The organism is Morganella psychrotolerans, assembly GCF_001676155.1.
Taxonomy (GTDB): domain Bacteria; phylum Pseudomonadota; class Gammaproteobacteria; order Enterobacterales; family Enterobacteriaceae; genus Morganella; species Morganella psychrotolerans.
Map to the genome: position 1 here is coordinate 228,199 of NZ_LZEW01000001.1, position 26,034 is coordinate 254,232.

Here is a 26,034-nt window from a genome sequence, read left to right on the forward strand (position 1 = left end):
GGTGTTTTATGGATAATGTATCGTCACAGAATGTTCAGATTCATGAATTTGTGGAACGGTTAAAAACAATTTCGGGGCAACAGTTTTTACGTTATCTGAATGAGAAAAAGATTAAAACAACGTGTCAGATGTGCGGACATAATGGTAAACAGGTTATTGATGAAACCAATTATACCACGGCACAGGATCGCCTTGAGAATAGAGAGCCGCACACATTTGTTACCTTTTTTTACCATACGCCGGGGATACCCGTTGACAGTACAAATAATTATTATTATCGGCTGACGTGTGATAACTGTGGCTTTATTACACAGCATAGTGCCAAACATGTATTGAGATGGCTGGATGAAAAAGAACATTTTGATCAAGAGTTAGTGCTCGCTATGCAGACAGAAGAAAAACCGGAAATAATGACAGAGAATGTACCCGCCGGTGAAACTGAAAAATAATTGATTTTTTAGCTGAACACCGGATATTTTTGCATTGGTGTTCAGCTCTGTTTTATTGCATACATACACCAGTCTTGATTTACTCATCATCTTCTTGCAATTTAACCAGAATGTTATGATTTTTTAGAACTTTACTTTGAGCGGCTGACAGGGTTATATGTTATACGCAGAAATACCTGTAATAAAAATAAACGGAGGGGTGTATGGAAGATGGTTTAATGGTAATTGCCGCATTAGCACTGATTGCATTAGTTGTCGGAGTGATAAAGCCTTCTCTGGTAGGAATGAAGAGTCGGATTGGCGCAGTTATTGGCTATACGATTATTTTTATTATTTTTTTAGTGCCGGCATTGATTTTATCACCGGACGGATATTTTCTAAAATAAAAAATTATTATTTATCGTTATTCAGACATTGTTCAGACATTGTGGAGAGAATTTAATTTAGTGTAAATAAGGTAAAGTTAGTTCCTGCCAGATTGACCTTTCCCTTAGGTCAACGTTTATAGTTAATTCCATCAAGCAGATATTAAATACAAAGGAATTAATGATGAAAAAAAACACTTCTTATTACTGTACTTCTCTCCGGTTTTATCACGTTCGGTGCTGCGGCATCAAATACAATGGTATTGAGCGGGGATATGCACGTTGTCAGTACACCGGTACAGAAAGAACTGGGTGATTCAATGATGCGTATGCATGATGATATGGCAAAAACACTTTCTGAACAAAATGCCGATATTGCCTTTACTGAAGGAATGATTGCACATCATAAAGGTGCAGTTGAGATGGCGAAAATAGAATTAAAATACGGTTCTGATGCGGAAATGAGAAAGCTGGCACAGCAAATTATAGATGCTCAGGGGCCGGAAATAAAACAAATGCAGGATTGGCTGGATAAAAATAAGCCTGCTAAGAAATAATACAATCAATAATATCACTGCATAATAATATATATTACTATGCAGTGATTTTTTATTTACGAAACCCTGCCTATTTACCATTTATGTGGTATCAACGTGCTATTCAGATCGCAAAAAAAACATTATATCAGCTCCGGGTCTCTTTAGTTTATAGACAATTAAAAGGTATCTGCGTATTACATAGTCTGTATTAAAAACTGACTCATATAACGGAATGATTGAGTGTAATCATAAGGGATGTACTATGACAGATCCGGCAATTACTGCATTTCTTGCAGAACGTAAAACAGAGTGGTTGAAAAAAAAAACTGAGAGGGTTAACAAAAAAAAACGGATATTGATGGGTTAAGGCAATACAGTGAAGTCGTTTTTTCTTTGGCTCAGTGGTTACCGCGTGCGGCAGTACGTGCCGGTCAGATATCCCTTTCGACTCATCCGTGTACATTTACGCACCCCTGCGCTCGTCAAAATAGCATGAATACAGGTGGTATTGCCGGTAATAACACGGTTACCGCTGTTATTGCGCAGGCAAAACAAGAGAATGATGGTTTTTTGCGTTCCGGTAATATACCGACGGAGCCTGATGCGCTGGGTAATGCCGCCGCACTGGATATATACAGATTTCTGATGCTGAAAATGCAGGATAACCGCACATTACTGACGCATATAGATGAAGAAAGTTCTCTGGCAAAATTACTGTTGAGTCACGGGGACTACAGTGTATTGCGCAAAGGTTTTCTACAGGTGGTAACCGGTAAAAAATCAGCGGTGACCAGTTCAAAAGTAAAACAAGTTTATTTCCCTGTTTTTGACAATATAGCCGGAGATAATTACCATTTACTTTCTGTCCTGACACCATCCGGTATATTGTTTGAATTACGTCGGCGTATTGAGTTTATCAGGCGGTCAGCCGTAGATAAAATAGAACAGAATAAGAATAACAAAAGAAATATTGAATCATTCCGAACTATTGATGGCGTTACTATTATCCGGTTTGGCGGAGGTAAACCTCAGAATATTTCTGTGTTTAATAATGATAATGCAGGGAAAGCCTGTTTGTTATTATCTGTTCCTCCGGGATTTAAATGTCAGGAGGTGCAGGATAGTGTCCGCTGATTATATTTTACTACCCCGTATTAATATTCATAATGCAAATGCGTTATCAGGACCATTCACTGTTGGCTTTCCGGCAGTAACTGCCTGGATGGGATTTATTCATGCACTGGGGAGAAAACTATCAGATGTCGGGTTTCCTTTTATCCGGTTGAGTTACACCGGCATTGTCTGCCACAGTTTTAATTTACAGGTTTATAAGTCACCTGAGGATATAACCTATTTGATTACCGGAAAAGGAAAGCCATTAAATAGAAATGGCAGAAAGGCATCATTTATTGAAGAAGCCCGGTGTCATTTAAATGTGTCATTATTTATCTATTGCAACCATCAAAATATGGATAAGAGTCGGTTACAGGACGTTGTTTATGATTTATTGCTGACTATGAAAATAGCCGGCGGGGATATATTGTCTGTATCAGCACCGGTTATCGGGACGTTGTCGGATGATAACCGTGACAATAATCGTCTGCTGCGCAAAATGATGCCCGGTTATGCATTACTTGAGCGCCGTGACCTGATGTCGGATGCGATGGATCGCGGAGAAGATGCAATGGATGCACTGCTCAATTATATCGCTGTCACCCGGGAGTATGTCGGAGAAAAAAACAGCAAAGGGAAGAAAAGAGTTAAATGGCACAACCGGCGTAAAGCGCCGGGGTGGATAATCCCTGTTGTGACCGGTTTTCAGGGTATTTCTGCACCCGGAAATGCGGAAAATCAGCGGGCAGAGGGCGTTATTCATCGTTTTGCCGAGAGCGTTGTGACATTGGGGGAGTTCAGGCGGGTTGATAAATTACGCCATCCTGCTGATATGTGGTGGGAGTATTCATATCAAAAAGAAAAAAACCTTTATTTGTGTCAGCAGGTTCGTTCTTATTTTCCGGGCCGGGGAGAACATTGATGGATGAACACAGGGATGTGGTGTCTGTTTTATCATTTGAGAAAAAATTAGTGCCATCTGATGGTGTTTTTTATGGCACAAATTGGCAGGAGGAGAGTCCGGTTATTCCGCTGAAATTACAGGAAAAATCAATTCGGGGAACCTTGTCGTTCCGGCAGAAAAAAAGGTCAGAAAGTCAGTTGCCGGAGGCTGGCGGGTATATGGGCAAACCCAACTTACAAACAGTGGATACCTGTGCGCTGGGACCGGAGCTGGACTCTCTGTTGTTTCGTTTTACTCTGAAGGTGATTGGCGGGCTTCAGTACCCCTCGGCGTGTAACAATGCTGCATTCAGGCAGCGTTATGAAAAAGTGGCAGCGGACTATCTGGCACGGGAAAAATGCAGGGAGCAGGGGCATCGCTATGCACTCAATATTGCGAATGCCCGCTTTCTTTGGCGTAACCGGGTGGGTGCTGAACATATTGAGGTGGTGGTTAATATCCTTAATAAAGGGCGGGAGCAGCAGTGGCTTTTTGACGCATGCAGATACAGTATCCGTGATTTTGACCAACGGGATGCTGATATCAGTACTCTGGGTGAAAAAAATAGCACAAGCACTCAGCGGTAATAAAGGTGCGTTATTACTTGAAATTTCAGCCCGTGTTCAGTTGGGAAGAGGGCAGACGGTGTATCCGAGTGGTGAACTGATACTGAATAAAGGAAAAGGCACTAAAAGTAAGGTGCTTTATCATATTGACGGAACAGCGGCGATGCATTCACAGAAAATTGGTAATGCATTGCGTTCTGTCGATACCTGGTATCCTGCGTATTCTGATCCGCTTAACAGTGCCGGAGCGATTGCAGTTGAGCTGTTTGGTGCGGTGACTCACCTGGGGATGGTCTTTCGCCCGCCCGGCTCCGGACAGGATTTTTATACCCTTTTTTATAAGTGGGTGTACGGGGAATTATTACAGGAAAATGAGGAGCACTATGTCGTCGCGGTATTGATCCGCGGAGGGGTATTTGGTGAGGGGGATAAATAAAACAGCATATGAATTATTATCAGACTATCACTATATTATCTGAGGCGACTGTCTCTCCGGTATTTATCCGGCAAAAAGTCTGGCAGCGAATACATATTGCGCTGGCTGATAATAAAATAGCAAAAAACAGCAGTGCCATTGCTGTTGCATTTCCTGATTATAGTAGCCGGGAGCCTACACCGGGGCACCGGTTAAGATTGCTGGCAATGAAATATGACGAATTGATAAAACTGAATATAACAGAACGATTAGCGGGTATGTCCGGTTATATTGCAATTAGTCCTGTATTACCTGTGCCGGAGCAAAATATACCGGTCAGCTATATCCGTGAGCATGTTAAAGGGCGGGCGCGTATTAACAAAGATATGCAGTTAAAAGCGGTACGGTGGGCAGTACAAACCGGGCAATCTTTGGATATATGTCTGGCAGCACTGGAAAAATCAATGCCCCGCACCTGTACGTCGCTGCCGTTTATCCGGACAGAATCGTGCTCAGGACAAATGTCATATCGCCCGTTTCCGTTATTTATCAGACGGTTGGTTTTTAGTTCGTCGCAGCAGGGGGAATTTACCTGCTACGGGCTGAGTCATAAGCGTGCTGTGCTTTCTGCTGTTGCGACCGTGCCGCATTTCTGATGATATTTACTGCCACGCAGGCAGCTTAGAAATAATTATGATAGAGAGATTATTTACTGCCATACAGGCAGCCGTTCTTATTAGATTATGTGTGTTGATACAGCGTGTATTAAAAACAAAACGTCCTTGTCATATGCTACAGGGCAAGGACGTTTTTGTTATTTATTCAGCCGGCGAGGCGTAAATTTCCGGGAGAGGAGGGCAGTGAGGATCCGGACTGACGACAAAGGTTACATCAGTGGAGAAACGACGTTTTGGTGCCAGTTCCCAGACAACCCGTAATGAAAATTCACCACTTTCGGTCGGTTTTCCATACAGCGTGCTGGTTCTTTCATTAAAACTCAGTCCGATGCTGCTTTGAAAATAGATACCAAGGACGGTGACTTGTCTGCCGTCATGCAACATTGCCGTGACCGGAGAGTTAAACGGTTCATTCTGACGGGCGCGTGCGACTTCGATCCGGATTGTCGGTCGTGCAGGTGCCTGTGGTGCAAGCGGCATCAGGGGATCTGTCTGCGCGTCGCTATGGACCGTGATGATATCCGCAGGATCAGCAGGCGGGAGGTGGATATGTTCCGATCCCGGTTCGTTTTCCGGGGCAGTTACGGATTTGCTGTCTTCTGTTACATCTTTAAAGACAGGGCCGGCAGGCGTTGCGGTGGGTTTATCTTCATTATTACCGGATGATTTTCCCGCCGCGAGTAATGCGGCCAGCCCCCAGGGTTTAGGATCGGCGGCATCTGTATCATCTGCAAATAACCAGTTTTCTGCCAACAGGTCATTGTCCTGTTGTTTGGTTGTCGGCGGCAGGCTGTTAAACAGCGTGGTTCCGGTCGGCTCCGGTTGCACCGGCGTTACGGGGATCGCGGATGGCGTACTCTGTGAATGTGTGCCGGTATCGGGCTCATCAAACAACCATGCGCCACTGCGCATGTGTGATCCATCGGCGGAGAGATCGCCGATCGCGGGGATCTCTGAGTCATCGGTATCAAGGTCTTCAAATAACCAGCTGTGATTTTTCAGCTGATCATGTTTTTCTGTTGGCTCCGGGAATTCAGGAAAGAGGGATTTATCACCAAAAATAGACGCAATATGGTCGGCAACTTCTGCTGCCGTGTCTTCTGCTGTATCTTCTGTACTCTCTTCAACCGGCATTGTGATAGTGTCGGTCGGTGTTTCACTTTGCGCCGCTTCCGGTATTACCGGGGCGTTCACCGGTTCGCTTTGTGGCACAGATGGCGAGCCGGAAAAACTGAATATATCGCTGAGTACCACCGCTGCCGGTTGCCCGGGTTTGTCTTCAGACTCAGTCACTGTGTCTTCGACAGGTTCAGTAATTATTTCTTCCGGTGTGGCTTCCGGCTGCTCAGTCATTTCATCTTGTTTTTCAGTTGGTTCTGAAAATGTGCCGAATGGCGGAAGGTCGGTATCATCTGCCTCAGTGTCTTCAAATAACCAACTGTGATTTTTCTGTGAAACCGGTGTTTCTGTCGGCTCTGAGAATTCAGGGAAGAGGGATTTATCACCAAAAACAGACGCGATATGGTCAGAGACTTTTGCTGCCGTATCTTCTGTTGTCTCTTCTGTACTCTCTTCGGCATTCTCTTCAACCGGCATTGTGATAGTGTCGGTCGGTGTTTCACTTTGCGCCGCTTCCGGTATTACCGGGGCGTTCACCGGTTCGCTTTGTGGCACAATTGGTGCGCCGGTAAAACTGAAGATATCACTGAGTACCACAGCTGCCGGTTGCCCGGGTTTGTCTTCAGACTCAGTCACTGTGTCTTCAACCGGCTCAGCAATTATTTTTTCCGGAGTGGCTTCCGGCTGCTCAGTTATTTCATCTTGTTTTTCAGTTGGTTCTGAAAATGCGCCGAATGGCGGAAGGTCGGTATCATCAGTCTCAGTATCTTCAAATAACCAACTGCGGTTTTTCTGTGGGTCCTGTGTTTCTGTTGGTTCTGAGAATTCAGGAAAGAGGGATTTATCACCAAAAATAGCGGCGATATGGTCAGCGACTTTTGCGGCGGTGTCTTCTGCTGTCTCTTCTGTACTCTCTTCGGCACTCTCTTCAACCGGCATTGTGATAGTGTTGGCTGGTGTTTCACTTTGCGCCGCTTCCGGTATTACCGGGGCGTTCACCGGTTCGCTTTGTGGCACAGATGGCGCGCCGGTAAAACTGAAGATATCACTGAGTACCACAGCTGCCGGTTGCGCAGGTTTGTCTTCAGACTCAGTCATTGTGCCTTCGACCGGCTCAGCCATTATTTCTTCCGGTGTGGCTTCCGGCTGCTCAGTCATTTCATCTTGTTTTTCCGCCGGTTCTGAAAATGCACCTAATGGCGGAAGGTCTGCATCATCAGTCTCCGCGTTTTCAAATAACCAACTGTGATTTTTCTGCGGGTCTTGTGTTTCTGTTGGCTCTGAGAATTCAGGGAAGAGAGATTTATCACCAAAAATAGCGGCGATATGGTCGGCGACTTTTGCCGCAATATCGTCTTCTGTCTCTTCTGTGTTGTCTTCAATACTCCCTTCAACCGGAGTATCACTCACTGCAATTTCCGGTATGGCGGGTTCTGTTTCTGCGGTTTCGTTGTTCAGGGCGGAGAGTGTGCTGCCACTGAGAAGGCTGCCCATTACCATCTGTGGATTTTGTGATTGCAGCTCAGCTAATTCGGTTGCCTGCGTGGCGGCAATTTCGCTGTGTTTTATCTCAATAAGGCGGGTAAGAAAGTCCAGAGCTGCGGTGATGGTATCGTCATCACACAGTGCAGTTAATTCTGTGTTGCGGACACGGCGTCCGGCCTGTTCCACCAGTATTGTGCAGATTGCACGCTTCTGATCGGGTGTTATCTCCATTAACCTTTCCCTCTGTTAACATCTGAATTATCACTGTGATTAAAACGGATACCCCATTCGTATTACGGGTCATATATCCGGTATCGTCCTGACTGACAGGGTAAGTGCATTCCCTTATCCACATTGGTCAGGGAATTGTTTAACCATCATACTGCAAAACGTACAGGGCAAAATATGGGGGAAGTCTGATTGACGCAGGATGCTACATAATAAAATAATGGCAATCTTATTAATCCTAAATTTATGTTATTTAATATCAAATTAAGTAATAACAACTAGTCCCTGGTATCGGATATGGGTTTCTTTTCAGGTGCCTGTTCTATTTTTCATGATATTAAACAAAGATTCAGGTATCGCTGATTGTTTCTGACCTGAAGAAAGCTAAGATGAGCATTCCACTTAAGGGGAGATGGTCGTGCGGGCAAATATACCGGAGGAGACGGCAGGATGACGTATCGCGCATATTTTCAATCTGTAAAAAGTTTATCGCAGGCGCAGCGTCAGAAAATGGCCTCACTCTATTTTGCGTATTACACCGGTAGTGACAGCACGCAATTTTTGTCTGACCTTGCTCATAAGCAGGAAGTTCTGTTTCTGATGTACGGTGATGAGATTGCCGGGTTCAGCACGTTACAGTTTTATCCGTTCCGCGGACACCGGATTGTCTATTCCGGCGACACAATTGTGCATCCCTCCCACTGGAAACAACAGACACTGCACGGTGCCTGGCTGCGGCGTATTGCCCTGCTGCGGGAAGAGTATCCGGATGAGCGCGTATTCTGGCTTTTGCTGGTCAAAGGTGTGCGCACCTATCGTTATATGAGCACGCTGGCGCTGACGTTTTATCCGCACAGGGACGGCAATATTAAAGAGCCGGAACTGGCGAAATTAGCAGCTGATTTGGCAAAAGATAAATTCGGTGTGCTGTATAACCCCGCCCGGGGTGTGGTGGAGTGCCCGACGGCGTTTGGTTATCTGAACCGGACTATGGCGGCGGTTTCTGATGCGCAGCGCAGCAAGCCGGATGTCGCTTTTTTCCTGCATAAAAATCCGCACTATGTTTGCGGTCATGAATTGGTCTGCCTGTGTGAAATCACACCGGACAATATCCACCCACGCTTTCAGTCACTTTTTACCCGGCCCGATGTTGAGTTCTGTCATGGATAACGCATGGCGTCATTTCCGGCGCTGGTCACCTCCCCGTACTGAAAAATACTCACTGCGCGAATGCCAGTCCCGGTGGCTGGCAGCCTGCCTTGCTGCTAATAAAACCTGTGCTTACGGGCAGTTACATCATTTTGATACTGTAATATCCATGTCTGATTACCAGCAGACGGTCCCTCTGACCACCTATCATGACCTTGCACCATGGATAACCCGTGTGGCAGAAGGTGAGGACAATCTACTTTATAACGCACCGACTCTGGCATTTGAAATGACCGGCGGCAGCCACAGCGGCGGCAAATTACTGCCTTATACGGCCGCCGGTCTGAATGATTTCCGTCTGGCCATGATTGGCTGGTTACATGATGTGGCAGATAATTTTGATCTGACTCACGGGCGGGTCTACTGGGCGCTGAGCCCGGCGGTTACCCGGATAACGCAGACTCCCTGCGGATTACCGGTCGGTGGCGGTGATGCATTGTATCTGGGAGACGAAAATATCACGGCATTCAGTACATTATCAGCGGTTCCCCTGAGCCTGGGGCAAGTGGAAGACCCGGCAGACTGGCAGTTGCTTACACTGGTTTATCTTTTGTATTGTGACGATTTACGCCTGATGTCTGTCTGGAGCCCGGCATTTTTGTTTCCGCTGCTTAATGCACTTGATTCACGCCGGGCTGAGATTACCGCACTGCTGAGCCGGGGCGGAGAGCTTGCGGGACATTCGCTGACGGCAAACCCGGCGGCGCTTTCGCGTTACCGTGATTATCTGGACAACCATAATACAGAGGTGTTATGGCCCGCGCTGACACTGATCAGCTGCTGGGATCAGGCCTCTTCCGGGCCGCTGGCGCGTGCGCTGATGGCGCGCTTTCCGTCAGTGACACTTCAGGGTAAAGGGCTGCTTTCCACCGAAGCGGTGATCACCATCCCGTCTGTCGGGGGTGATCCGCACCTGAGTATTGACAGTAATTTCTATGAATTCAGCCACCATTCCGGGCATCTTTTTCTTGCAGATGAACTGGAGTGCGGTGAAACATACAGTGTGATTGTGACCACCAACAGCGGGCTGTACCGCTATCAGACAGACGACCGGGTGTTATGCACCGGGCACAGTGAAGAGGGTATCCCCCGGCTGCGTTTTATAGGGCGCGATGGTGTTAACAGTGATTTGGTCGGGGAAAAACTGACTGAACCCTTTGTCTGCGCCGGGTTATCTGCATTACAGGATTTTGCCGTGCTTGCCGCCGATCCGGATGCGCCGGGCTATGTCCTGCTGCTCAGTGACTCAACTATGAATGATGAGCAGGCGCAGGAGAGCTGTGACGAGGTTGAACATTACCTGTGCAGCAATCCGCAATACCTTTATGCGAGACGCCTCGGGCAGCTTAATCCGCTGACATATTACCGCCTGCATGAGCCGGTGGAGCACTATTTCCGCTTACAGTTACAACAGTCGAAACGGCTGGGAGAGATAAAAATCCCGGTCCTGCTGACAACACCGGATTGGCGGACCATGTTTGACCTCAGGGAGTTTCCGTGATGACACAGACTATGTATTCGCCACAGCGTCCGCTTGATCTGGTGCTGCTTTCGCCTAAAGGACCGCTGTACCGCAAGCGGGGCGGAATTTTCAAACGTTCTCTGCGTTATCAGCCGCTGACGCTGACGACTCTCGCGGCATTAGTGCCGAAATCTCTGCCGGTGACTATCCGGCTGATTGATGAAAGTATTGAAGAGTTGCCGGACGATTTCACCGCCGATCTTGTTGTGATGACGGTGATCACCGGAAATGCGCCACGCGCTTATGATCTGACCGCGCAGTTCCGGGCAAAAAAGATCCCCGTAGTGCTCGGCGGACCGCATGTGACATTGCTGCCGCAGGAAGCATTACAGCACGCCGATACTGTCTGTATCGGCTATTCAGAGCAGAGCTGGCCGCAGCTTATCCGTGATTTTATGGATGGCGCGATGCAGCGGGAATACCGGCAGAGTGCGGATTTCACACTTGATATACCTGATTTGCCATTTCCTGAGCGCGAGCGTTTTGATGCGAAGCATTTTCTCACTCAGGGGGTATTTGAAGCCACACGTTCCTGTGCGCATAACTGTGAATTTTGTGTCGCGCCGAGTGCCTGGGGACGTAAACAGTTCCAGCATCCGGTGGAATGGGTGACGGAAGATATCCGCCGCTATGTGGAACGCACCGGCAAACGGAAAGTCATTTTTGTCGATTTAAACCTGGTGTCTGATATCGGCTACGCCAAACGGCTGTTTACGGCGCTGATCCCGCTGAATATTCAGTGGTTCGGATTATCCACGGTACTGATAGCACATAACCACGAATTGATGGAGCTGATGGCTCGCAGCGGCTGTAAAGGGTTGTTGCTGGGGCTGGAAACCGTCAGTGACGGCAGCCTGAAAGATGCCGGGAAGAAATTTAACGGATCGGTGGATTACAAAGAATTAATCGGCGATTTGCACCGCTTAAAGATAGCTATTCAGGGCTGTTTTGTGTTCGGACTGGATCACGATACCACGGATGTATTTGATCGCACGGTTGATTTGGCGATCGATGCCGGAATTGATTTACCGCGTTTTTCTGTTCTGACGCCGTTTCCCGGTACGCCGCTGTTTAAGCGCCTGGAAGAGGAACAACGGATCTTAACTACGGACTGGTCGTTGTATGACGCGCAGCATGTGGTATTCCGTCCGGCGCTGATGAGTGCACGCGACCTGGAGCTCGGTCATGAGCGCGCCTGGAAAAAAGTGTACCGCTACAGCAGTATTGCGCGGCGCTTATGGCAGGCGCGTAATTTTAAACCGCTGGCGCTGACGGCAAACCTGGGTTACCGATTCTATGCGCATCATTTACATCAGTATTACACCTGTGACTGGCCGATTGAGCATCATCCGGCAAAGTCGGGTAACAACTGATGCGGCTGACCTTTATTCATCCGGCGATTGGTCACCGGCGCGGTGAGGCGTATCTGCGCTCCTGGCAGATGGAGCCGTTGCCGGTGGCAACACTGAAAGGGTTGACCCCGGCGGATATCGATACCCGTTTTTATGATGATCGCCTGGAGACAATCCCGTTTGATGAGCCAACGGATTTAGTCTCCATTTCGGTGGAAACCTACACAGCGAAACGTGCGTATCAGATTGCAAGCGAGTACAGAAAGCGCGGGGTACCTGTGCTGATGGGCGGTTTTCATGCCACGCTGGTGCCGGAAGAGGTAAAACGTTTTGCCGATACGATTGTTACCGGTGAGGCGGAATCTGTCTGGGAAACACTGATTGATGACTGGCGCCACGGTACGTTGCAGCGGGAATACCACGGGGAACAGACAGATCTCCGGGGTGTTCGTGTTGATCGCAGCTTATTTGCAGGCAAGCGCTATCTGCCGATAGGGCTGATAGAAACCGGGCGCGGCTGCCGTTTTCACTGTGAATTCTGCGCGGTTCAGGCATTTTATCAGCAGCGTTACCGGCGGCGTGATCCTGACCATGTCCTGCGGGAGCTGGCTGAGCTGAAAGGTACAAAAAATCTGTTTTTCTTTGTGGATGATAATTTCGCGGGCAGCCTGAGGGAAAGTGGTGATGTCTTACCGGAACTGGCAAAAGCCGGTGTCCGCTGGGTGACTCAGATGAGTATTGATGCCGCCCATGATGAAGAATTTGTCCGCGCGCTGTCACAGGCGGGCTGCCGTGGTGTTTTGATTGGGTTTGAATCCCTGAATGAAGCCAATTTACGGCAGATGAAAAAAGGCTTTAATACTATGAAAGGCGGCTTCAGTCAGGCGCTGGCAAATTTGCGCCGTCATAGTATTGCAGTCTACGGCACCTTTGTGTTCGGCTATGATCATGATACGCCGGACTCTTTTGGTGAAGCCGTGGCTTATGCCCGGGAGCAGAGTATGTATATCGCGGCGTTTAATCATATGACGCCGTTTCCGGGCACACCGCTTTATGAACGACTGGCGCAGGAAAAACGCCTGCGTTATGAACAGTGGTGGCTTGATGATAACTATCGTTATAACGAGCTGCCGTTTTATCCGGCACAACTGTCTCCTGAGGCAGTCACGCAGGGATGCCTCTCGGCACGGAAGGCATTTTATAGTTCACGATCGATTTTTCAGCGCAGCTGGCGTAACCGGGGTGATTTTTTTATGTTTCGCAATTACTTCCCGATTAACTGGCTGCATCACCGCGAAATAAGCAGCCGTAACGGCTATCCGCTTGGTGATGAAAATTGGCAAGGTAAATTATCAGAGGTGAAATGATAGAGGTCATTGACGCGACAACGGAGCATATCGCAGAGTTACTCGGGCTCCTTGAAGATAACGCCATGCAGGGTGAATGGGAACTGATTATGACCCGTCGCCCGGGCTATTTTTCGCCCCGGGATGATTTCGGGGATGTGTATCCGGCACTGGCCAGAGACGGTGATACTCTGGTCGGTATGTGCCAGCTCACTGTACAGACCGGCTGGGTGAACGGGGAAGACGCGCAGATGGGCTATCTCAGCAGCCTGCGTATTGTACCGAAATACCGCAATCATCTGAAAGTATTACAGGCAGGATTTTCCTACCTGCGGCAGCTACCGACACCAGATCACTGCTACACCAGTATTGCGGAAAATAATCTGCTGGCGCGCCGGTTACTGGAGCGGGGTGTGGAAGGTTTACCGCTTTACCGGCATCTGAGCAACATGACTACCCTGGCGATGAATAAACACCGGGGTAAAAACCGCGGGCTGTGGAAAGTGGTTCCGCCGGAAGATTATACGGATGTTATCCGTTTTTTTGCTCAGGAAGCAGAGTCCCGCCAACTGGCCCCGGCACTGAATCTCAAGGCGATGCAGCAGGTCGGGATCACGGTTTTGGGCAGTTATCAGAACGGACAACTGGTGGCGTGCGGGATGCTCTGGGATCAGCGGGCATTCAAGCAGGTGGTGGTCGCGAGTTACTCCGGAAAAATGAAGATGCTGCGCCCGGTTTATAACGCGTTTGCAGGCATGACAAAGCGTCCGCAGATGCCGGCAATTGGTGATGTTATCCCGCAGAGCTTCCTCTCATTCCTTGCGTGTACGGATGACACACTGCTTCCGGATCTGATTGAGGAAGCTATGCTGTTTTGTACCACGCCAATCATGACGGTCGGGCTGCCGTCCAGCCATATCTGCACAAAAGATGTGATTGCCCGTACCGGTGCATCCGTGTATTGCACCCGGATCTATGGTGTGGATCTCACCGCAGCGCCAATGTGGGACGGGCGGATTGTGTGGCCGGAGGTGGCTCTGTTGTGAACATCGTGCTTATCTACCCGAATATGGGAGATTACCGCACGAAAGATGCAATGACGCCGCTGGCGATAGGTATTCTGGCGGCGCTGTCACCGGGGCACCGCCTGACATTTTATGATGATCGTCTGGAGAAAATTCCGGACTCCCTGCCGGACGCGGATCTCATTGCGATATCGGTTGAAACCTTTACTGCCCGGCGCAGTTACCAACTGGCGGATAAATTTCGTCAGCAGGGCAAAAGAGTGGCGCTCGGCGGCTGTCACATTACGTTTATGCCGGATGAGGCTGCAAATCACGCAGATACGCTTCTGCTGGGTGATGCAGAGGGCGCATGGGAGCAGATGCTCGCGGATGCTGAACGCGGCAGACTGCGTTCCTGCTATCAGGGGGATCACACGCGCCCGCTGACAGAGTATAAACTTGACCGGCAGATTTTTACCGGCAAGCGTTACGCGCCTATCTCGCTGGTGCAGTATTCGCGGGGCTGCCGTTTTGCCTGTGATTTTTGCTCCATTCATGCGTTTTATCCGGGCGGCGTGCGTACCCGTCCGGCAGTACAGGTGCGTGAAGAGATCCGTTCTCTGCCTGCCAATCGCTTCATTTTGTTTGTCGATGACAATCTGTTTTCCGGTCGCCGGTCGCTGAATGATTTTTTACAGATGCTTGCGCCGCTGAAACGGTGTTGGGGCTGTCAGATAAGCATCGATATAGCGCGTGATGAAAGCATGCTGGATGCATTGGCGCAGGCGGGCTGCGGTTTTGTGCTGATAGGCTTTGAAAGCCTGAACAGTGCGAATTTACGGCAGATGGGAAAATCCTGGAATCATTCAGCGGGTGATTATGCCGCTGTTGTGGCGGCGCTGCATCAGCGCGGGATCGGCGTTTACGGCACTTTTATTTTTGGTTACGACGGCGATACACCCGATACCATTGCGCAGTGTCTGCATTTTGCACAGGAAAACCGGCTGGAAGTCGCGAATTTTAATTTACTGAACCCTACTCCCGGTACAGCGCTGTACGACAGACTAAAATCACAGGGAAGGCTGTTGTCACCGCACTGGTGGATTGACCCGGATTACCGCTACGGTGACCCGGTCTTTACGCCCGGCGGCATGAGTACGGAACAACTGACCGAACTCTGTTTTCAGACCAAAACCCGGTTTTACCGGTTTGGCTCTGTTATCCGGCGGCTCTGCCGGTTTAGTCCGCGACGGCGCTGGCGCACATTGTGGGTGGCGTGGCTGGTCAATATTGTTTCCCACCGGGAAATAGCCCGCAAACAAGGGAAACAGCCGGGGGGAAAAGCATGAAGCTGATACTGATCAAACCCAATATCGGACGGCGCGAACACAGTCTTTATGTTGATGAAGGGCGGATGGAGCCGCTGATGCTCGGCATTCTGGCCGCACTTACGCCACCGGATGTCGAGGTTGTGCTGTATGACGACCGCATGGAAAGCATTCCTTATGATGAACCCGCCGATCTGGTCGCTATCACTGTTGAAACCTTTACTGCCCGGCGCGCTTATGAAATAGCCGCGCAATTCCGCGCCCGTGGTGTGCGGGTGGTGATGGGCGGTATTCACGCCACACTGCTGCCGGAGGAAGTGGCACTGTATGCCGATAGCGTCTTTACCGGTGACGCGGAAACCCGCTGGGCAGAAATGATTGGCGATGCACGGAGAGGGCGGCTGAAGCCGCGCTATGATGCGCCTGCCGGTGTCGGACAAATCGATCACAATCAGTGTGGCTGTCTGCCCCGGCGTGATATTTTCAAAGGCAAAGGGTATCTCCCGATCAGCCTGATGCAGTTTACACGGGGTTGCCGGTTTGCCTGCCGTTTCTGTGCGGTCAGCCGCTATTTCGGACGGCAGCATTATATCCGCCGTATTGATGAAGTGGTGCGTGAGATTGAAACGCAGAAGCCAAAATTTATCTTTTTTGTCGATGACAATATCGCGTCTGATCATGGCGCGCTCAGTGAGTTATGCAGCGCGCTTACTCCCCTGAATATTCACTGGATAAGCCAGGCAAGCCTGGATGTCACCCGCAACCGTCCGCTGATGACCAGGCTACAGCAAAGTGGCTGCTGGGGGAATGTGATGGGATTTGAGTCCATTAACCCGGACAGTTTGCGAGATGCACGAAAATCGCCGAATTTACGCGAATTTTCGCAATATCGTGAAGAAATTGCCGTATTGCGTGATTTCGGGTTACAGACCTGGGCGGCGTTTACCCTCGGCTATGATCATGATACGGCTGAGAGTGTGGAACAAACGACAGAGTTTGCCCTGAAAAACCGTTTTGCGTTTGCTGCCTACAATATTCTGATGCCGTATCCCGGAACACCGCTTTATCAGCAACTTGCGCAGGAGAACCGCCTGTTGTTTGACGGGAAATGGTGGCTGCATCCGGAATACCGTTTTAATCAGGCGGCATTTCAGCCTGCGCAGATGAGCCCGGAAACCCTGACAGAACTGTGCCACAACGCCCGCAGCCGGTTTAATAGTGTGCCGTCGATTATCCGCCGCTTTTCTGATCTGCGTTTGACTCTGCAATCTCTTTCCCGCATGGCGACATTCTGGCGCTATACCTTATTGTTTCGCAAAGAAGTGCATAAGAAGCACCGGATGCGGTTCGGGCTGAAATAACAATAGAGGAAACGGCTGATGATCGGCGGATCTGACTCTTTCGCGCAGCGTGCGCTCAGTTACCTGCTGTGGTGTATCCCGGTCAGTGTGGTGTTTTTTACCCTTTATCCGCTGATGAATATGTTTACCGCCGGGCGGGAAACGCTGTATTCCTTATGGGTTACGGCTGAACTTGGCATCCCCTTTGTGCCGGAATTTATCTGGGTGTATTGCTCATTTTACCTGATTATCCTCGCACCATTGTGGTTTGTGCCGCGCCGCGAACACCGGCAACTGGCGTTTACTTTTATCGCGGTGACGCTGATTGGCGGACTGATATTTTTTCTGCTTCCGGCACAGCTTGGTTTTGTACGGCAACTGCCGGATAACCCGCTTTACCGGGCGATGTATCAGACACTGTTTGAACTGGATCAGCCGCATAATCTGGTGCCGTCGCTGCACGTTGCCTGGTCGTGTGCGGCAGTTATGGCGATTATCCGTCATACCGGAAAAGGGCTGACAGCGCTGTTTTTACTGTGGCTGGCGCTGATCGCGCTCTCCACATTACTGGTTCATCAGCACCATGTGGCGGATGTTGTCACCGGGTTGCTGCTGGCTGTGATTGTTTCATCTGTAATGAGGAAATTATTATGAAAAGGATCATTATCAGTGCATTGATGGTATTGAGTTTTTCACTCCATGCGCAGCCCGGTGAAGAAGATGGCGCTATTCATGACGAGTTGCGTCAGGTGATCGCCACTGTCGCCGGTGCTATCAACAGCGGGGAGTATGACAAAATGCTGCCGGTGATGAGTGACAATCTGCGGGCAACACCGATTACGCAGGAGTTTATTTCAGGCAAAGAAGCGATAAAACCCTATTTTGAGTCCTGGTTTGGTCCGGATAAATTCCTGAAAAAGCTGAATATCAGTTTTAATGCTGATGCGGTGACAGAACTGTCAGCGGATAAAACCTGGGGTATTGCATACGGCAGCGGGCTGGAAAAATATCAGCTGAGCGACGGGCGCACATATGATTTCCCGACCCGCTGGACAGCCGTTGTTGCACCGGAAGAGGGCAAGTGGAAAATTCGCGCTATTCATATCGGGACAAATTTTACGGATAATCCGCTGCTGAATGAAACGACTGCCGCTTTGCATGGCATGATGTACGGCGCAGGCGGGCTGGTAATTGGTCTGCTGGCAGGGATTTTCCTGTTCCGCCGCAAATGTGCGGGTAAACCGGAAACGGCAACGGATAAAAAATAACAGCGGAGTTTCTTTGCTGAATCCGGGGGCGGCTGATAACGGGCAAAACGAAAAGACGCTGTAAATACATCCGTGTAAGCTCAGCCGCGCCATCCATGGCGCGGATGCTTTTCGTTGTTCTGCCCGTTATCGCCGTAGCACCTGACCGGCAGAGTTATCAATAAAAAACACGTTCCCTTATTTCCCCGGCGGAAATAAAAAATCCAGATCCGCCAGTGCGCCCATTTGTGGTGCAGGGCGCACGCCATAACGCCACAGACTGAAATAAATCCGCCAGAATGTCGGGCGCGGCTGGTCATCCACCAAAGATGGTAACTGATACCAGGGAGCCTGAGGATGCTGGTGGTGCGCAAGGTGACAGTGATAATTAAGGGCTATCCAGCGGGAAAGCGGCAGAACTTTCAGGTTCCAGGCTCCATTTATCACATCGCGGCGGCTCCATGCGTGATCAACATATTGCAGTGCCGACCAGTGCAGTGCGAATGCCCACAGGCAGAGAAAATATCCCGCCGCACTTAAATCCAGCGACCAGAACAGCAGCGCCTGCCAGAGAAACGCACCGAGCAATTCACTCCAGACCGTCAGCGGCGGCAGTTTCGCCAGTTCGGGAACCTGGGAGCCGAACCCCAGCGCCGGGGCGATTTTTGTGACAAATACCTGCGAGCGGTAAACACCCGGCGCAAAGAACCAGATAAGGTTACCGAGCAGCACACAGAAATAGTAAAGCCCCAGCAGATTTCCTGCGTAGAGCCAGATATTGCGCAACCAGCGGGGCTGATGTGACAGATAATAATCATACAGCTCATTATCAGTGCGGTTATTTTTGTGATGATTTAAATGCGCCCGGCGCTGGAGGGTAAAAGAGGTCGGAAATGCCCAGGCAGCAATCACACCAATCACGCGGTTCTCTGTTGCAGAATGTGCAGCCACGTCATGAACCGCCTCATGCAGGATGGCAAATGGCATATTGTTGATCAGCATAAAGCCAATCAGAGCGGGAAGCGCCCAAAACCAGGAAAGATGACTGACCGCCCACAGGCACACAGCCGCTGCCGTCATTGATAAAATCAGTAAAACAGCGTTAAGCAAAAGGCGCATCAGTCAGACTTCCTTGTGTTATCAGTGACTACCAAAGGACTAAACAGGGCGGGGTTTTCCCGGCGCAAACGACGGCCATAGAGACGGAAACCGAGGTTTGCCGCCAGGCGGATCAGACGGTTTCCCGGATGGCTGAAAATCCGCCGCCCGATAGCGGACAGGCGGTATGTTTCACGCCAGGCTTCATGCAGCAACGCGTGCAGTTCTTCCGGCGACATCTGTTTGGGCTGGAAAACAACATGTTCGTTGTCATATAAACTCAGGTCTTGTGTGATTAACCGGCCTTCCTGCTTCATTCTTTCCCACAACCTGGTTCCGGGCAGCGGCGTCAGGACAGAAAAACGCACCAGATCCAGCCCGAGAGCCGGTATCCGGCGGAGAGTGTCGCGGATACTCTCCGGGGTATCTTCATCAAAACCCAGAACAAAACAGCCGAGTGCGGCGATTTTATTATCACGCAGAAGGCGGATCTGCCGCTGGTATTCACTGACCTGATTACAGCGCTTTCCGACAGCGCTCATGGTGTGCTGACTGAGATTTTCGAGCCCGATCAATAATCCTTCACAGCCACTGTCACACAGGGCGCGGAATACCTCTTCGTCATCGGTCACATTAAGCGTTGCCAGCCCGGACCAGCGGATATCCAAGGGGCTCAGAGCGCGAAAGAGCGCGAGGCTGTATGCGCGATCGGCATACAGATTCGGGTCAAGAAAAATCCAGCGTCGTTCACCGCTGAGTTTTATCTCTTCAATGACCTCTTCAACCGGGCGGGCTGTCCCTTTTCGTCCCCACTGATGCTGTATCGAACAAAAGTCACAGGACAGCGGACAGCCGCGATCGGCAATAATCGTCGGAATTTTCATATAAGTACGGCGGGGAAGCAGATCACGGCGCGGTACCGGCATTGGCAGATAACCCCGCTCCGGTGTGTGCTGATAGCGGGTAAGGGGATGTCCGTCCGCAAAGTCCTGCAAAAATTGCGGCCAGATGTGTTCACCTGCGCCGATCATGACGGTATCTGCATAATGTGCAGATTCATCAGGTTGCAGCGTGACATGTGCCCCGCCCATTGCAACATATGCTCCGCGCTGCCGCCAATAATGGCACAGCGCATAAGCACGCGGAGAAGAAGAGGCGGTGGCGGTGATAACCACGAGATCAAAATCGCCGGTGGTGACAGGCGGGGAAACACCTTCATCTGTCAGTGTCAGTTCTGCGTTCAGGTGTGGCGGAACAAGGGCGGCAAGTGTGATAAGGGTCAGCGGGGCATAACTGATGGCAACAGAAAACGCACTTTTCCGGTAACGGTACGTTCTGTCAAACGGCAAAATCAGTAAAATATTCACCGCTGTATCCTGTTCCTGAATTTGACATAAGTAAGGCAACAATGACACAGCGCGCAGGTGTACGCACTGTGTCTGATCAATTATCAGGCTTTAACCACTTCCAGGATGGAGACATAACAGCCGGTCGGGATCAGCCGGTTGATTTTCAGTCCGGCTTTTGCCAGCAATGCCTCAAATTCAGGTATGGTCCGTTCACCGCCGTTCGGGAAGGCGGTCAGACAGAGGATATCCATCGCATGACGGGAGTCCAATTCTTTTACCGGATAGATAACCGGCTCAATAATCAGTAGCTTACTGTCTTTGCGCATGGATTCCCGGCAGTTGTTCAGTATCACCAGCGCCCGCTCATCCTGCCAGTCCTGCATAATATTTTTCAGAATATAAATATCGGACTCAGGCAGGGCTTCAAACAGGTTACCGGATACGGCAGTCCACCTGTCGTCCATTCCCTGTCCCGACAGCCGGTTGTCCGACAGGACATGCGGACGGTCAAGTAATATGCCGTGAAGTGTCGGGTTTGCCCGCAGGATCCGGAGCAACAACCCGCCCAGACCACCGGCGATATCCATCACACGGCTGTTTTCAGGGAATTCATAAGTATTGACGACAAAATAGTTTTCCACTTCAGACAGGGCGGACATTCCGGACGGGAAATTGTAGTCACCGCCCTGATGTTTTTCGTGGTATTCGTAGAACGATTCACCAAAACAGTCTTCAAACGGTGGTGTGCCCTGAATGGCATCAGTCACCCGGCCAACAGGTTTCCACAGTGTTTCATCTGTCAGCATCAGAATGGTGTGGCGCTGTGAATAGGGATGATCCGCTTTCAGAAACTCAGCTTCTGTATTCAGCCCGTAAAGATCATTGTCATGAGCGGTAAAAATGCCGTTAGCCGTCAGCATCCGGAAGACTTTATGCAGCAGAGCCGGCTGTGATTTTGTCCGTTCAGCCAGTGTATTAACAGAAAGCGGTTCCTTTGCAAGGTGATCGGCAAGATGCAGTTGTGATGCTGTACGCAGACATCCGGGCAGAGTAAAGCTCATCGCGATATCCATAACACGTAGCGCGGCTTTCTCTTCAGCGGGCGTCATTGGTATATTTTGTGACATAAAGCGACTCCTGTTTTAGTTAAATAAAATTAAACAATCAGAAGAAGCATAGCCCGGCTAAAAAATATTACCGCAGCAAATCATAAGTATTATTAATTATTTTATAGATAATTATTCGGATATTAAATATTTGGTATGGATGTCACGATTCAGCGGTATGCATTGCTAATCCGCAACCCGCGCATCATACAGAGCCAGGCGCCTGCGGAGACACCGATCAGCATCAGCCATAAGGTATCAGGCGGGAAACTGGTCAGAACACCGCCGGTGAACAGCGGATTAAATGCGCCGCCCAGCCAGCCGAGGGATTGTGCAGAAAAGTAGCTCGATTTCATGCCATCCGGGGCAATACCGTCGATCAGCATATATTCACCCGGTGCATAAATCAGTTCACCGAGGGTAAACACGAAGGCTGCCAGCCCCCAGAACACTAAATTACTGCCCGCCATCATAAACCCGGCAAGTCCGCCCATAAAAAAGAGAGTACCGAGCGTCATCAGTTTTTTCAGATTCTCCTGACGCAGCCGCCGTCCGACCATGTACTGCAATGACACCACGACAGCAGCATTGACCGGCAGGACCACACCAATCACTTTTTCCGCGAGTGTCGAGTCCGCGACTGTCAGTACATATTGTGAAATACAGGTGGAAAAAGAACCGAAGACGAGGGAGCCCATAAAGGCCGACAGTGTGAACCAGAGCAGCGCTTTATCATGAAGCATAACGGAGGGCTGCCAGGTCGTGCCGCTGCCGGTTGCGGCAGACGGGGGAACACTGCGGACAAAGCGCTGAATAAATAAGACAGGGAACGCGGCGGAGCAGGCGGCAAGCCAGAAGGGCAGGTTAGCGCTGTACATCAGCAGTGCTGTGCCGACAGGCGGGCCGACTGTCCAGCCCATGTTGACAAAGGTGTAGTTCAGGGAAAACACCTTTGTTTTACGCGCAGGCGGCAGTGTATCGGCAAAATAGGCTTTCAGGACGGTGGCAAAAACGGAATAGGCGCAGTTAACCAGGGAGAAAAAAAACAACCACAAGTGCAATATTGTGTGTAAGCGGAATGGCGATAAATCCTGCGATATAAACCAGAATTGAAACCAGCATATAGCGTTTTTTATCAAATTTATCCGCAATAATTCCGAAGCCAAGACTGAAAAGCACGCCGGTAGTAAGTGCAACGGTTAATGCGATACCCACCTGATCGACTGCCATACCGTACTGGCGGCTGAGATAAATCGCCATAAACGGAATGGTGGCACCGCGTCCGATGGTAATTAAAAATGAAGAGGCTAACAGAGCAATAGTCGAGCGTGTGGCGGCTTGCATGGTGACAGTCTCAATAATAATATTTTTTTATATTCAGGTAATCAATATCATGCAAATCAGGCGCTGTACAGCGCCTTTCCGGTTATGGCAGCACCGCCTGCGCTTCTATCTCAATCAGCCATTCCGGCAGGGACAATCCGCTGACAATAATCCAGGATGACGCCGGGGCTGAGGCACCAAATTTTTCTTTCAGCACATCCGCAATTGCCATTTGTTCATCATGTGAATCAGCCCCGGCACGGATATAAATCCGCAGCATAACCACATGAGAGAGGTCACCGCCGGCAGCCGCAAGTGCGCGGGCAATATTATCCACAGATTGCACCGTTTGCTCCCGCATTCCGCCGGGTACGGTGATTTCCCGGTGATCAACACCGACCTGACCGGACAGAAACAACTGACGGGTGCCGGTGGTTTCCACCGCCTGGCTGAACCCGTATTGCAGTGAATTAAACAAGTCGGGCGGATTAATGAGTTTTTTTATGCATAATGACCTTTCTGCTGAATTTTTTTTGTTGGCTAAATAAGAGAAAATACCGCCTTTATCATAAAATGTTTTATTGCAGTATAAATTAACGCAATATTAACCGCGATGAGTGTCATAAAATAAAGCAAAAATAGTTTCGATAGATAATTCCTAATGGGTAATACGATTATTTATCTCCGTTATCCCGTCAGGCAGAATATTTCTATATTCTTTCCCGTAAAACACGTAGCATTGAGACAATAACCGGGCATTATTCTGATATCTGTTCAGCGCATGCTTTAAAGGGAATTTATTTTTAAATTAAGGATATATCAATGTCGAATTTTGATAAGACTGACGGACAATTCCATGAGTTTACATCGCCGCTGAATGAAGGGGATTTTTTTGCATTACCGGTTGAGTCATCTGTACCTGAAGGTGTAACACCTATTATTGATGAATCGACAGGGCTGTGTATTGGTTATCTGTATGGCATGAACGGGGTTTATCATATTTATGATATTAATGGCCACTACCAGACAGTGTATGAAATGCCGCTGGAGTCGCCGTTGTTTGACCCGCTGGATCTCCTGCTGGCAGGCGGTGTGGTGGCGAAACTGTGCGGGCGAACTTCTTTACTGATGCGCGGCGGTGCCACCCGGGCTGTCAGCAGCGGCGGCGTGAAACTGAGTATGCAAATTGTCTCATCACTGAAAAGCCGTCTGACACTGAGTGCCACGGCAACAAAAATGAGATATTCGCCGCAGGCCGTCAGAGCCATGAGTGATCGCAGCCGTTATGTGCCGGATTATATTCTCAGTAAAGTTATCAGAAATGGCAGGCAGACCGAGGTATTAATTGCGGCATCCGGTGAGCAACTGAGTAAATATTCGATGACAATTAAAAAATACCGTTATAACGGACAGTTTGCGGATATTTATCTGAACGTTATTGTTGATACAAATAAGAAAATAATAAAAGAATTTAATTATTGAGTGTGGCGGATGTCATTATAAGGTGATGTAAAAACGCATCACCTTATGTCTTTATCAGTGTAAAAATAACAACCGGGAGAACCGGATAAAATACAATGCAATAAATTATTTAATATAAGAGTCCAGCACTTTCAGCACGATATCCAAATCATCCTGACGCTTTTCCTCATCTTCCTGATGAACAACATGTTCTGTCAGGTGTCCTTTAATCACTTCCCGCATTAACCCGTTAACCGCGCCGCGTATCGCCGCAATTTGTTGCAGAACAGCCGCGCACTCATGAGGTTCATCCAGCATTTTTTTTCAGTGAATTTACCTGCCCCTGAATTTTACTGGCCCGGTTCTGAAGCTTCTGTTTATCCCTGATGGTGTGTGACATAGCAGCCCTGTGAGATAAGGAAATATAGAGTTAACGGGTAAAATAGTAGCACTTTAGTCAGACAAAGAGGTAGTTTATTTATACTGGGGGGGAGTATACTGCGTTCACTCTTTTTTCTTTCTGAAAATACAGGCGCACAGGTATGACGGATTTTGCTTCTTTATTACAGCAGGGTAATGCGTGGTTTTTTATCCCCGGTGCGATTGCGCTCGGTGCATTACACGGGCTGGAGCCGGGACATTCAAAAACCATGATGGCGGCATTTATAATTGCTGTAAAAGGCACTGTCAGGCAGGCGGTATTGCTGGGGCTGGCAGCGACATTGTCACACACGTTGATTGTCTGGCTTATTGCTCTCGGGGGCATGTATATAAGTAAGCGTTTTACCGCCGAAGCGGTGGAGCCCTGGTTACAGATGGTTTCCGCTGCCGTTATTTTAGCCACCGCGTTCTGGATGTTTATGCGGACTTACCGCGGTGAAAAAGGCTGGCTGGCGCAAATGCAGGGGGATAGTCATCACCATCATGATGGTACACATGATGCGCATCACGACCATGCTCATCACGACCATCATCACGACCATCATCACGACCATCATCATGACAGTGAATATCTTGATGCACATGCCAAAGCACATGCGGATGAAATCAAACATCGTTTTTCGGATGGTCGCGCGACAAACAGCCAGGTTTTACTGTTTGGTCTGACCGGCGGGCTGATCCCGTGTCCGGCGGCAATAACGGTGCTGCTTATTTGTCTGCAACTGAAAGCGTTTACCCTGGGGGCGACGATGGTGCTCAGTTTCAGTATCGGGCTTGCGCTGACATTAGTCACGGTAGGGGTTGTGACGGCAATTGGTGTCAGGCAGGTTAACCGCCGCTGGCAGGGATTGGGTGAGGCGGCAAAAAAAGCACCGTATTTTTCAGCAGCACTTATCGCAATTGTCGGGCTGTATATGGGGATCCACGGCTATATGGGGCTGGCAGGGTGATGAATGATATTCCCGCCGTCTCCGGGAATATTTCCCCTTTTTTATTAAATTAAGCAAAA

The 26,034-nt window shown here is 49.4% G+C and carries 24 protein-coding genes and 2 pseudogenes; 19 read left to right on the forward strand and 7 right to left on the reverse strand.

Annotation, left to right across the window (positions count from 1 at the left end; translation table 11 throughout):
• Nucleotides 1–8 precede the first annotated feature (8 nt).
• The 8 genes from AYY16_RS01135 to cas6f all read left to right on the forward strand — a co-directional run bounded on the left by AYY16_RS01135 (nucleotide 9) and on the right by cas6f (nucleotide 5,046).
• The gene (locus tag AYY16_RS01135) at nucleotides 9–449 is read left to right on the forward strand and encodes a hypothetical protein (RefSeq protein ID WP_223861167.1); all 441 of its coding nucleotides are present in this window, start codon (nucleotides 9–11) and stop codon (nucleotides 447–449) included.
• A gap of 203 nt (nucleotides 450–652) precedes the next feature.
• A complete protein-coding gene (locus tag AYY16_RS01140; protein ID WP_067360933.1) occupies nucleotides 653–835 on the forward strand; it encodes a hypothetical protein in 183 nt (60 codons plus the stop codon).
• Nucleotides 836–1,017: 182 nt separating this feature from the next.
• Nucleotides 1,018–1,371, forward strand: coding sequence for a CopM family metallochaperone (gene copM / locus AYY16_RS01145; protein WP_067360936.1), 354 nt, complete (start codon nucleotides 1,018–1,020; stop codon nucleotides 1,369–1,371).
• Nucleotides 1,372–1,746: 375 nt separating this feature from the next.
• The gene (locus tag AYY16_RS01150) at nucleotides 1,747–2,487 is read left to right on the forward strand and encodes a type I-F CRISPR-associated protein Csy1 (RefSeq protein WP_162271032.1); all 741 of its coding nucleotides are present in this window, start codon (nucleotides 1,747–1,749) and stop codon (nucleotides 2,485–2,487) included.
• Entirely contained in the window at nucleotides 2,411–3,388 is a 978-nt protein-coding gene (gene csy2, locus AYY16_RS01155) for a type I-F CRISPR-associated protein Csy2 (protein ID WP_082970549.1), read from the forward strand. Before AYY16_RS01150 ends, csy2 begins: the two co-directional genes overlap by 77 nt.
• Nucleotides 3,388–3,996: a type I-F CRISPR-associated protein Csy3 gene (gene csy3 / locus AYY16_RS21315; RefSeq protein ID WP_268874107.1), complete on the forward strand. Its 609-nt coding sequence runs from the start codon at nucleotides 3,388–3,390 to the stop codon at nucleotides 3,994–3,996. Before csy2 ends, csy3 (AYY16_RS21315) begins: the two co-directional genes overlap by 1 nt.
• On the forward strand, nucleotides 3,965–4,411 hold the full coding sequence (csy3, locus tag AYY16_RS21320; RefSeq protein ID WP_268874108.1) for a type I-F CRISPR-associated protein Csy3: 447 nt from the start codon (nucleotides 3,965–3,967) through the stop codon (nucleotides 4,409–4,411). The genes csy3 (AYY16_RS21315) and csy3 (AYY16_RS21320) overlap by 32 nt, the downstream gene beginning before the upstream one ends.
• 8 nt (nucleotides 4,412–4,419) lie before the next feature.
• Nucleotides 4,420–5,046, forward strand: a complete 627-nt coding sequence (gene cas6f / locus AYY16_RS01165; RefSeq protein ID WP_067360946.1) for a type I-F CRISPR-associated endoribonuclease Cas6/Csy4 — start codon at nucleotides 4,420–4,422, stop codon at nucleotides 5,044–5,046.
• A gap of 162 nt (nucleotides 5,047–5,208) precedes the next feature.
• On the opposite strand, the gene AYY16_RS20090 is transcribed toward cas6f, so the two are convergent.
• On the reverse strand, nucleotides 5,209–7,902 hold the full coding sequence (locus AYY16_RS20090) for a prolipoprotein diacylglyceryl transferase (protein ID WP_150384771.1): 2,694 nt from the start codon (nucleotides 7,900–7,902) through the stop codon (nucleotides 5,209–5,211).
• A gap of 447 nt (nucleotides 7,903–8,349) precedes the next feature.
• Here AYY16_RS20090 and AYY16_RS01175 point away from each other — a divergent pair, with 447 nt between their 5' ends.
• Genes AYY16_RS01175 through AYY16_RS01215 form a run of 9 tightly spaced genes read left to right on the forward strand, consistent with a single transcriptional unit; the run spans nucleotide 8,350 to nucleotide 18,268 of the window.
• Nucleotides 8,350–9,069, forward strand: coding sequence for a hypothetical protein (locus AYY16_RS01175; protein WP_067360949.1), 720 nt, complete (start codon nucleotides 8,350–8,352; stop codon nucleotides 9,067–9,069).
• The gene (locus AYY16_RS01180; RefSeq protein WP_067360952.1) at nucleotides 9,062–10,609 is read left to right on the forward strand and encodes a GH3 family acyl-acid amido synthetase; all 1,548 of its coding nucleotides are present in this window, start codon (nucleotides 9,062–9,064) and stop codon (nucleotides 10,607–10,609) included. The genes AYY16_RS01175 and AYY16_RS01180 overlap by 8 nt, the downstream gene beginning before the upstream one ends.
• Complete coding sequence (locus AYY16_RS01185) at nucleotides 10,609–12,003, forward strand: B12-binding domain-containing radical SAM protein (protein WP_067360955.1); 1,395 nt, start codon at nucleotides 10,609–10,611, stop codon at nucleotides 12,001–12,003. Before AYY16_RS01180 ends, AYY16_RS01185 begins: the two co-directional genes overlap by 1 nt.
• Entirely contained in the window at nucleotides 12,003–13,349 is a 1,347-nt protein-coding gene (locus tag AYY16_RS01190) for a B12-binding domain-containing radical SAM protein (RefSeq protein ID WP_067360958.1), read from the forward strand. Before AYY16_RS01185 ends, AYY16_RS01190 begins: the two co-directional genes overlap by 1 nt.
• Nucleotides 13,346–14,374 carry a hypothetical protein gene (locus tag AYY16_RS01195; RefSeq protein WP_067360961.1) on the forward strand — a complete coding sequence of 343 codons (1,029 nt, stop codon included), beginning with the start codon at nucleotides 13,346–13,348 and terminating at the stop codon, nucleotides 14,372–14,374. Before AYY16_RS01190 ends, AYY16_RS01195 begins: the two co-directional genes overlap by 4 nt.
• The gene (locus AYY16_RS01200) at nucleotides 14,290–15,681 is read left to right on the forward strand and encodes a B12-binding domain-containing radical SAM protein (RefSeq protein WP_235846180.1); all 1,392 of its coding nucleotides are present in this window, start codon (nucleotides 14,290–14,292) and stop codon (nucleotides 15,679–15,681) included. Before AYY16_RS01195 ends, AYY16_RS01200 begins: the two co-directional genes overlap by 85 nt.
• Nucleotides 15,678–17,021 (forward strand): B12-binding domain-containing radical SAM protein, encoded by a 1,344-nt coding sequence (locus tag AYY16_RS01205; RefSeq protein ID WP_067360966.1) that lies wholly within the window; start codon nucleotides 15,678–15,680, stop codon nucleotides 17,019–17,021. The genes AYY16_RS01200 and AYY16_RS01205 overlap by 4 nt, the downstream gene beginning before the upstream one ends.
• An 18-nt stretch (nucleotides 17,022–17,039) precedes the next feature.
• Nucleotides 17,040–17,654 carry a phosphatase PAP2 family protein gene (locus tag AYY16_RS01210; RefSeq protein ID WP_067360969.1) on the forward strand — a complete coding sequence of 205 codons (615 nt, stop codon included), beginning with the start codon at nucleotides 17,040–17,042 and terminating at the stop codon, nucleotides 17,652–17,654.
• Nucleotides 17,651–18,268 carry a YybH family protein gene (locus tag AYY16_RS01215; RefSeq protein ID WP_067360972.1) on the forward strand — a complete coding sequence of 206 codons (618 nt, stop codon included), beginning with the start codon at nucleotides 17,651–17,653 and terminating at the stop codon, nucleotides 18,266–18,268. The genes AYY16_RS01210 and AYY16_RS01215 overlap by 4 nt, the downstream gene beginning before the upstream one ends.
• Nucleotides 18,269–18,445: 177 nt before the next feature.
• On the opposite strand, the gene AYY16_RS01220 is transcribed toward AYY16_RS01215, so the two are convergent.
• The 5 genes and pseudogenes from AYY16_RS01220 to AYY16_RS01240 all read right to left on the reverse strand — a co-directional run bounded on the left by AYY16_RS01220 (nucleotide 18,446) and on the right by AYY16_RS01240 (nucleotide 23,601).
• Entirely contained in the window at nucleotides 18,446–19,366 is a 921-nt protein-coding gene (locus tag AYY16_RS01220) for a fatty acid desaturase family protein (RefSeq protein ID WP_067360975.1), read from the reverse strand.
• A complete protein-coding gene (locus AYY16_RS01225) occupies nucleotides 19,366–20,712 on the reverse strand; it encodes a B12-binding domain-containing radical SAM protein (protein WP_190973074.1) in 1,347 nt (448 codons plus the stop codon). The genes AYY16_RS01220 and AYY16_RS01225 overlap by 1 nt, the downstream gene beginning before the upstream one ends.
• 83 nt (nucleotides 20,713–20,795) lie before the next feature.
• Entirely contained in the window at nucleotides 20,796–21,821 is a 1,026-nt protein-coding gene (locus tag AYY16_RS01230) for a methyltransferase (RefSeq protein WP_067360978.1), read from the reverse strand.
• Between the two features lie 149 nt (nucleotides 21,822–21,970).
• A pseudogene (ydeE, locus tag AYY16_RS01235) lies at nucleotides 21,971–23,144 on the reverse strand (efflux MFS transporter YdeE).
• An 82-nt stretch (nucleotides 23,145–23,226) separates the two neighbouring features.
• On the reverse strand, nucleotides 23,227–23,601 hold the full coding sequence (locus tag AYY16_RS01240) for a RidA family protein (protein ID WP_235846181.1): 375 nt from the start codon (nucleotides 23,599–23,601) through the stop codon (nucleotides 23,227–23,229).
• Between the two features lie 344 nt (nucleotides 23,602–23,945).
• On the opposite strand from AYY16_RS01240, the gene AYY16_RS01245 reads away from it, so the two are divergent.
• Nucleotides 23,946–24,605: a hypothetical protein gene (locus tag AYY16_RS01245; protein WP_067360984.1), complete on the forward strand. Its 660-nt coding sequence runs from the start codon at nucleotides 23,946–23,948 to the stop codon at nucleotides 24,603–24,605.
• Nucleotides 24,606–24,710: 105 nt separating this feature from the next.
• On the opposite strand, the pseudogene rcnR reads toward AYY16_RS01245, so the two are convergent.
• Nucleotides 24,711–24,984, reverse strand: a pseudogene (gene rcnR / locus AYY16_RS01250) (Ni(II)/Co(II)-binding transcriptional repressor RcnR).
• A gap of 142 nt (nucleotides 24,985–25,126) precedes the next feature.
• Between rcnR and AYY16_RS01255 the strand changes: the two are divergent.
• Nucleotides 25,127–25,975, forward strand: a complete 849-nt coding sequence (locus AYY16_RS01255; RefSeq protein WP_067360986.1) for a nickel/cobalt efflux protein RcnA — start codon at nucleotides 25,127–25,129, stop codon at nucleotides 25,973–25,975.
• Nucleotides 25,976–26,034: the final 59 nt, after the last annotated feature.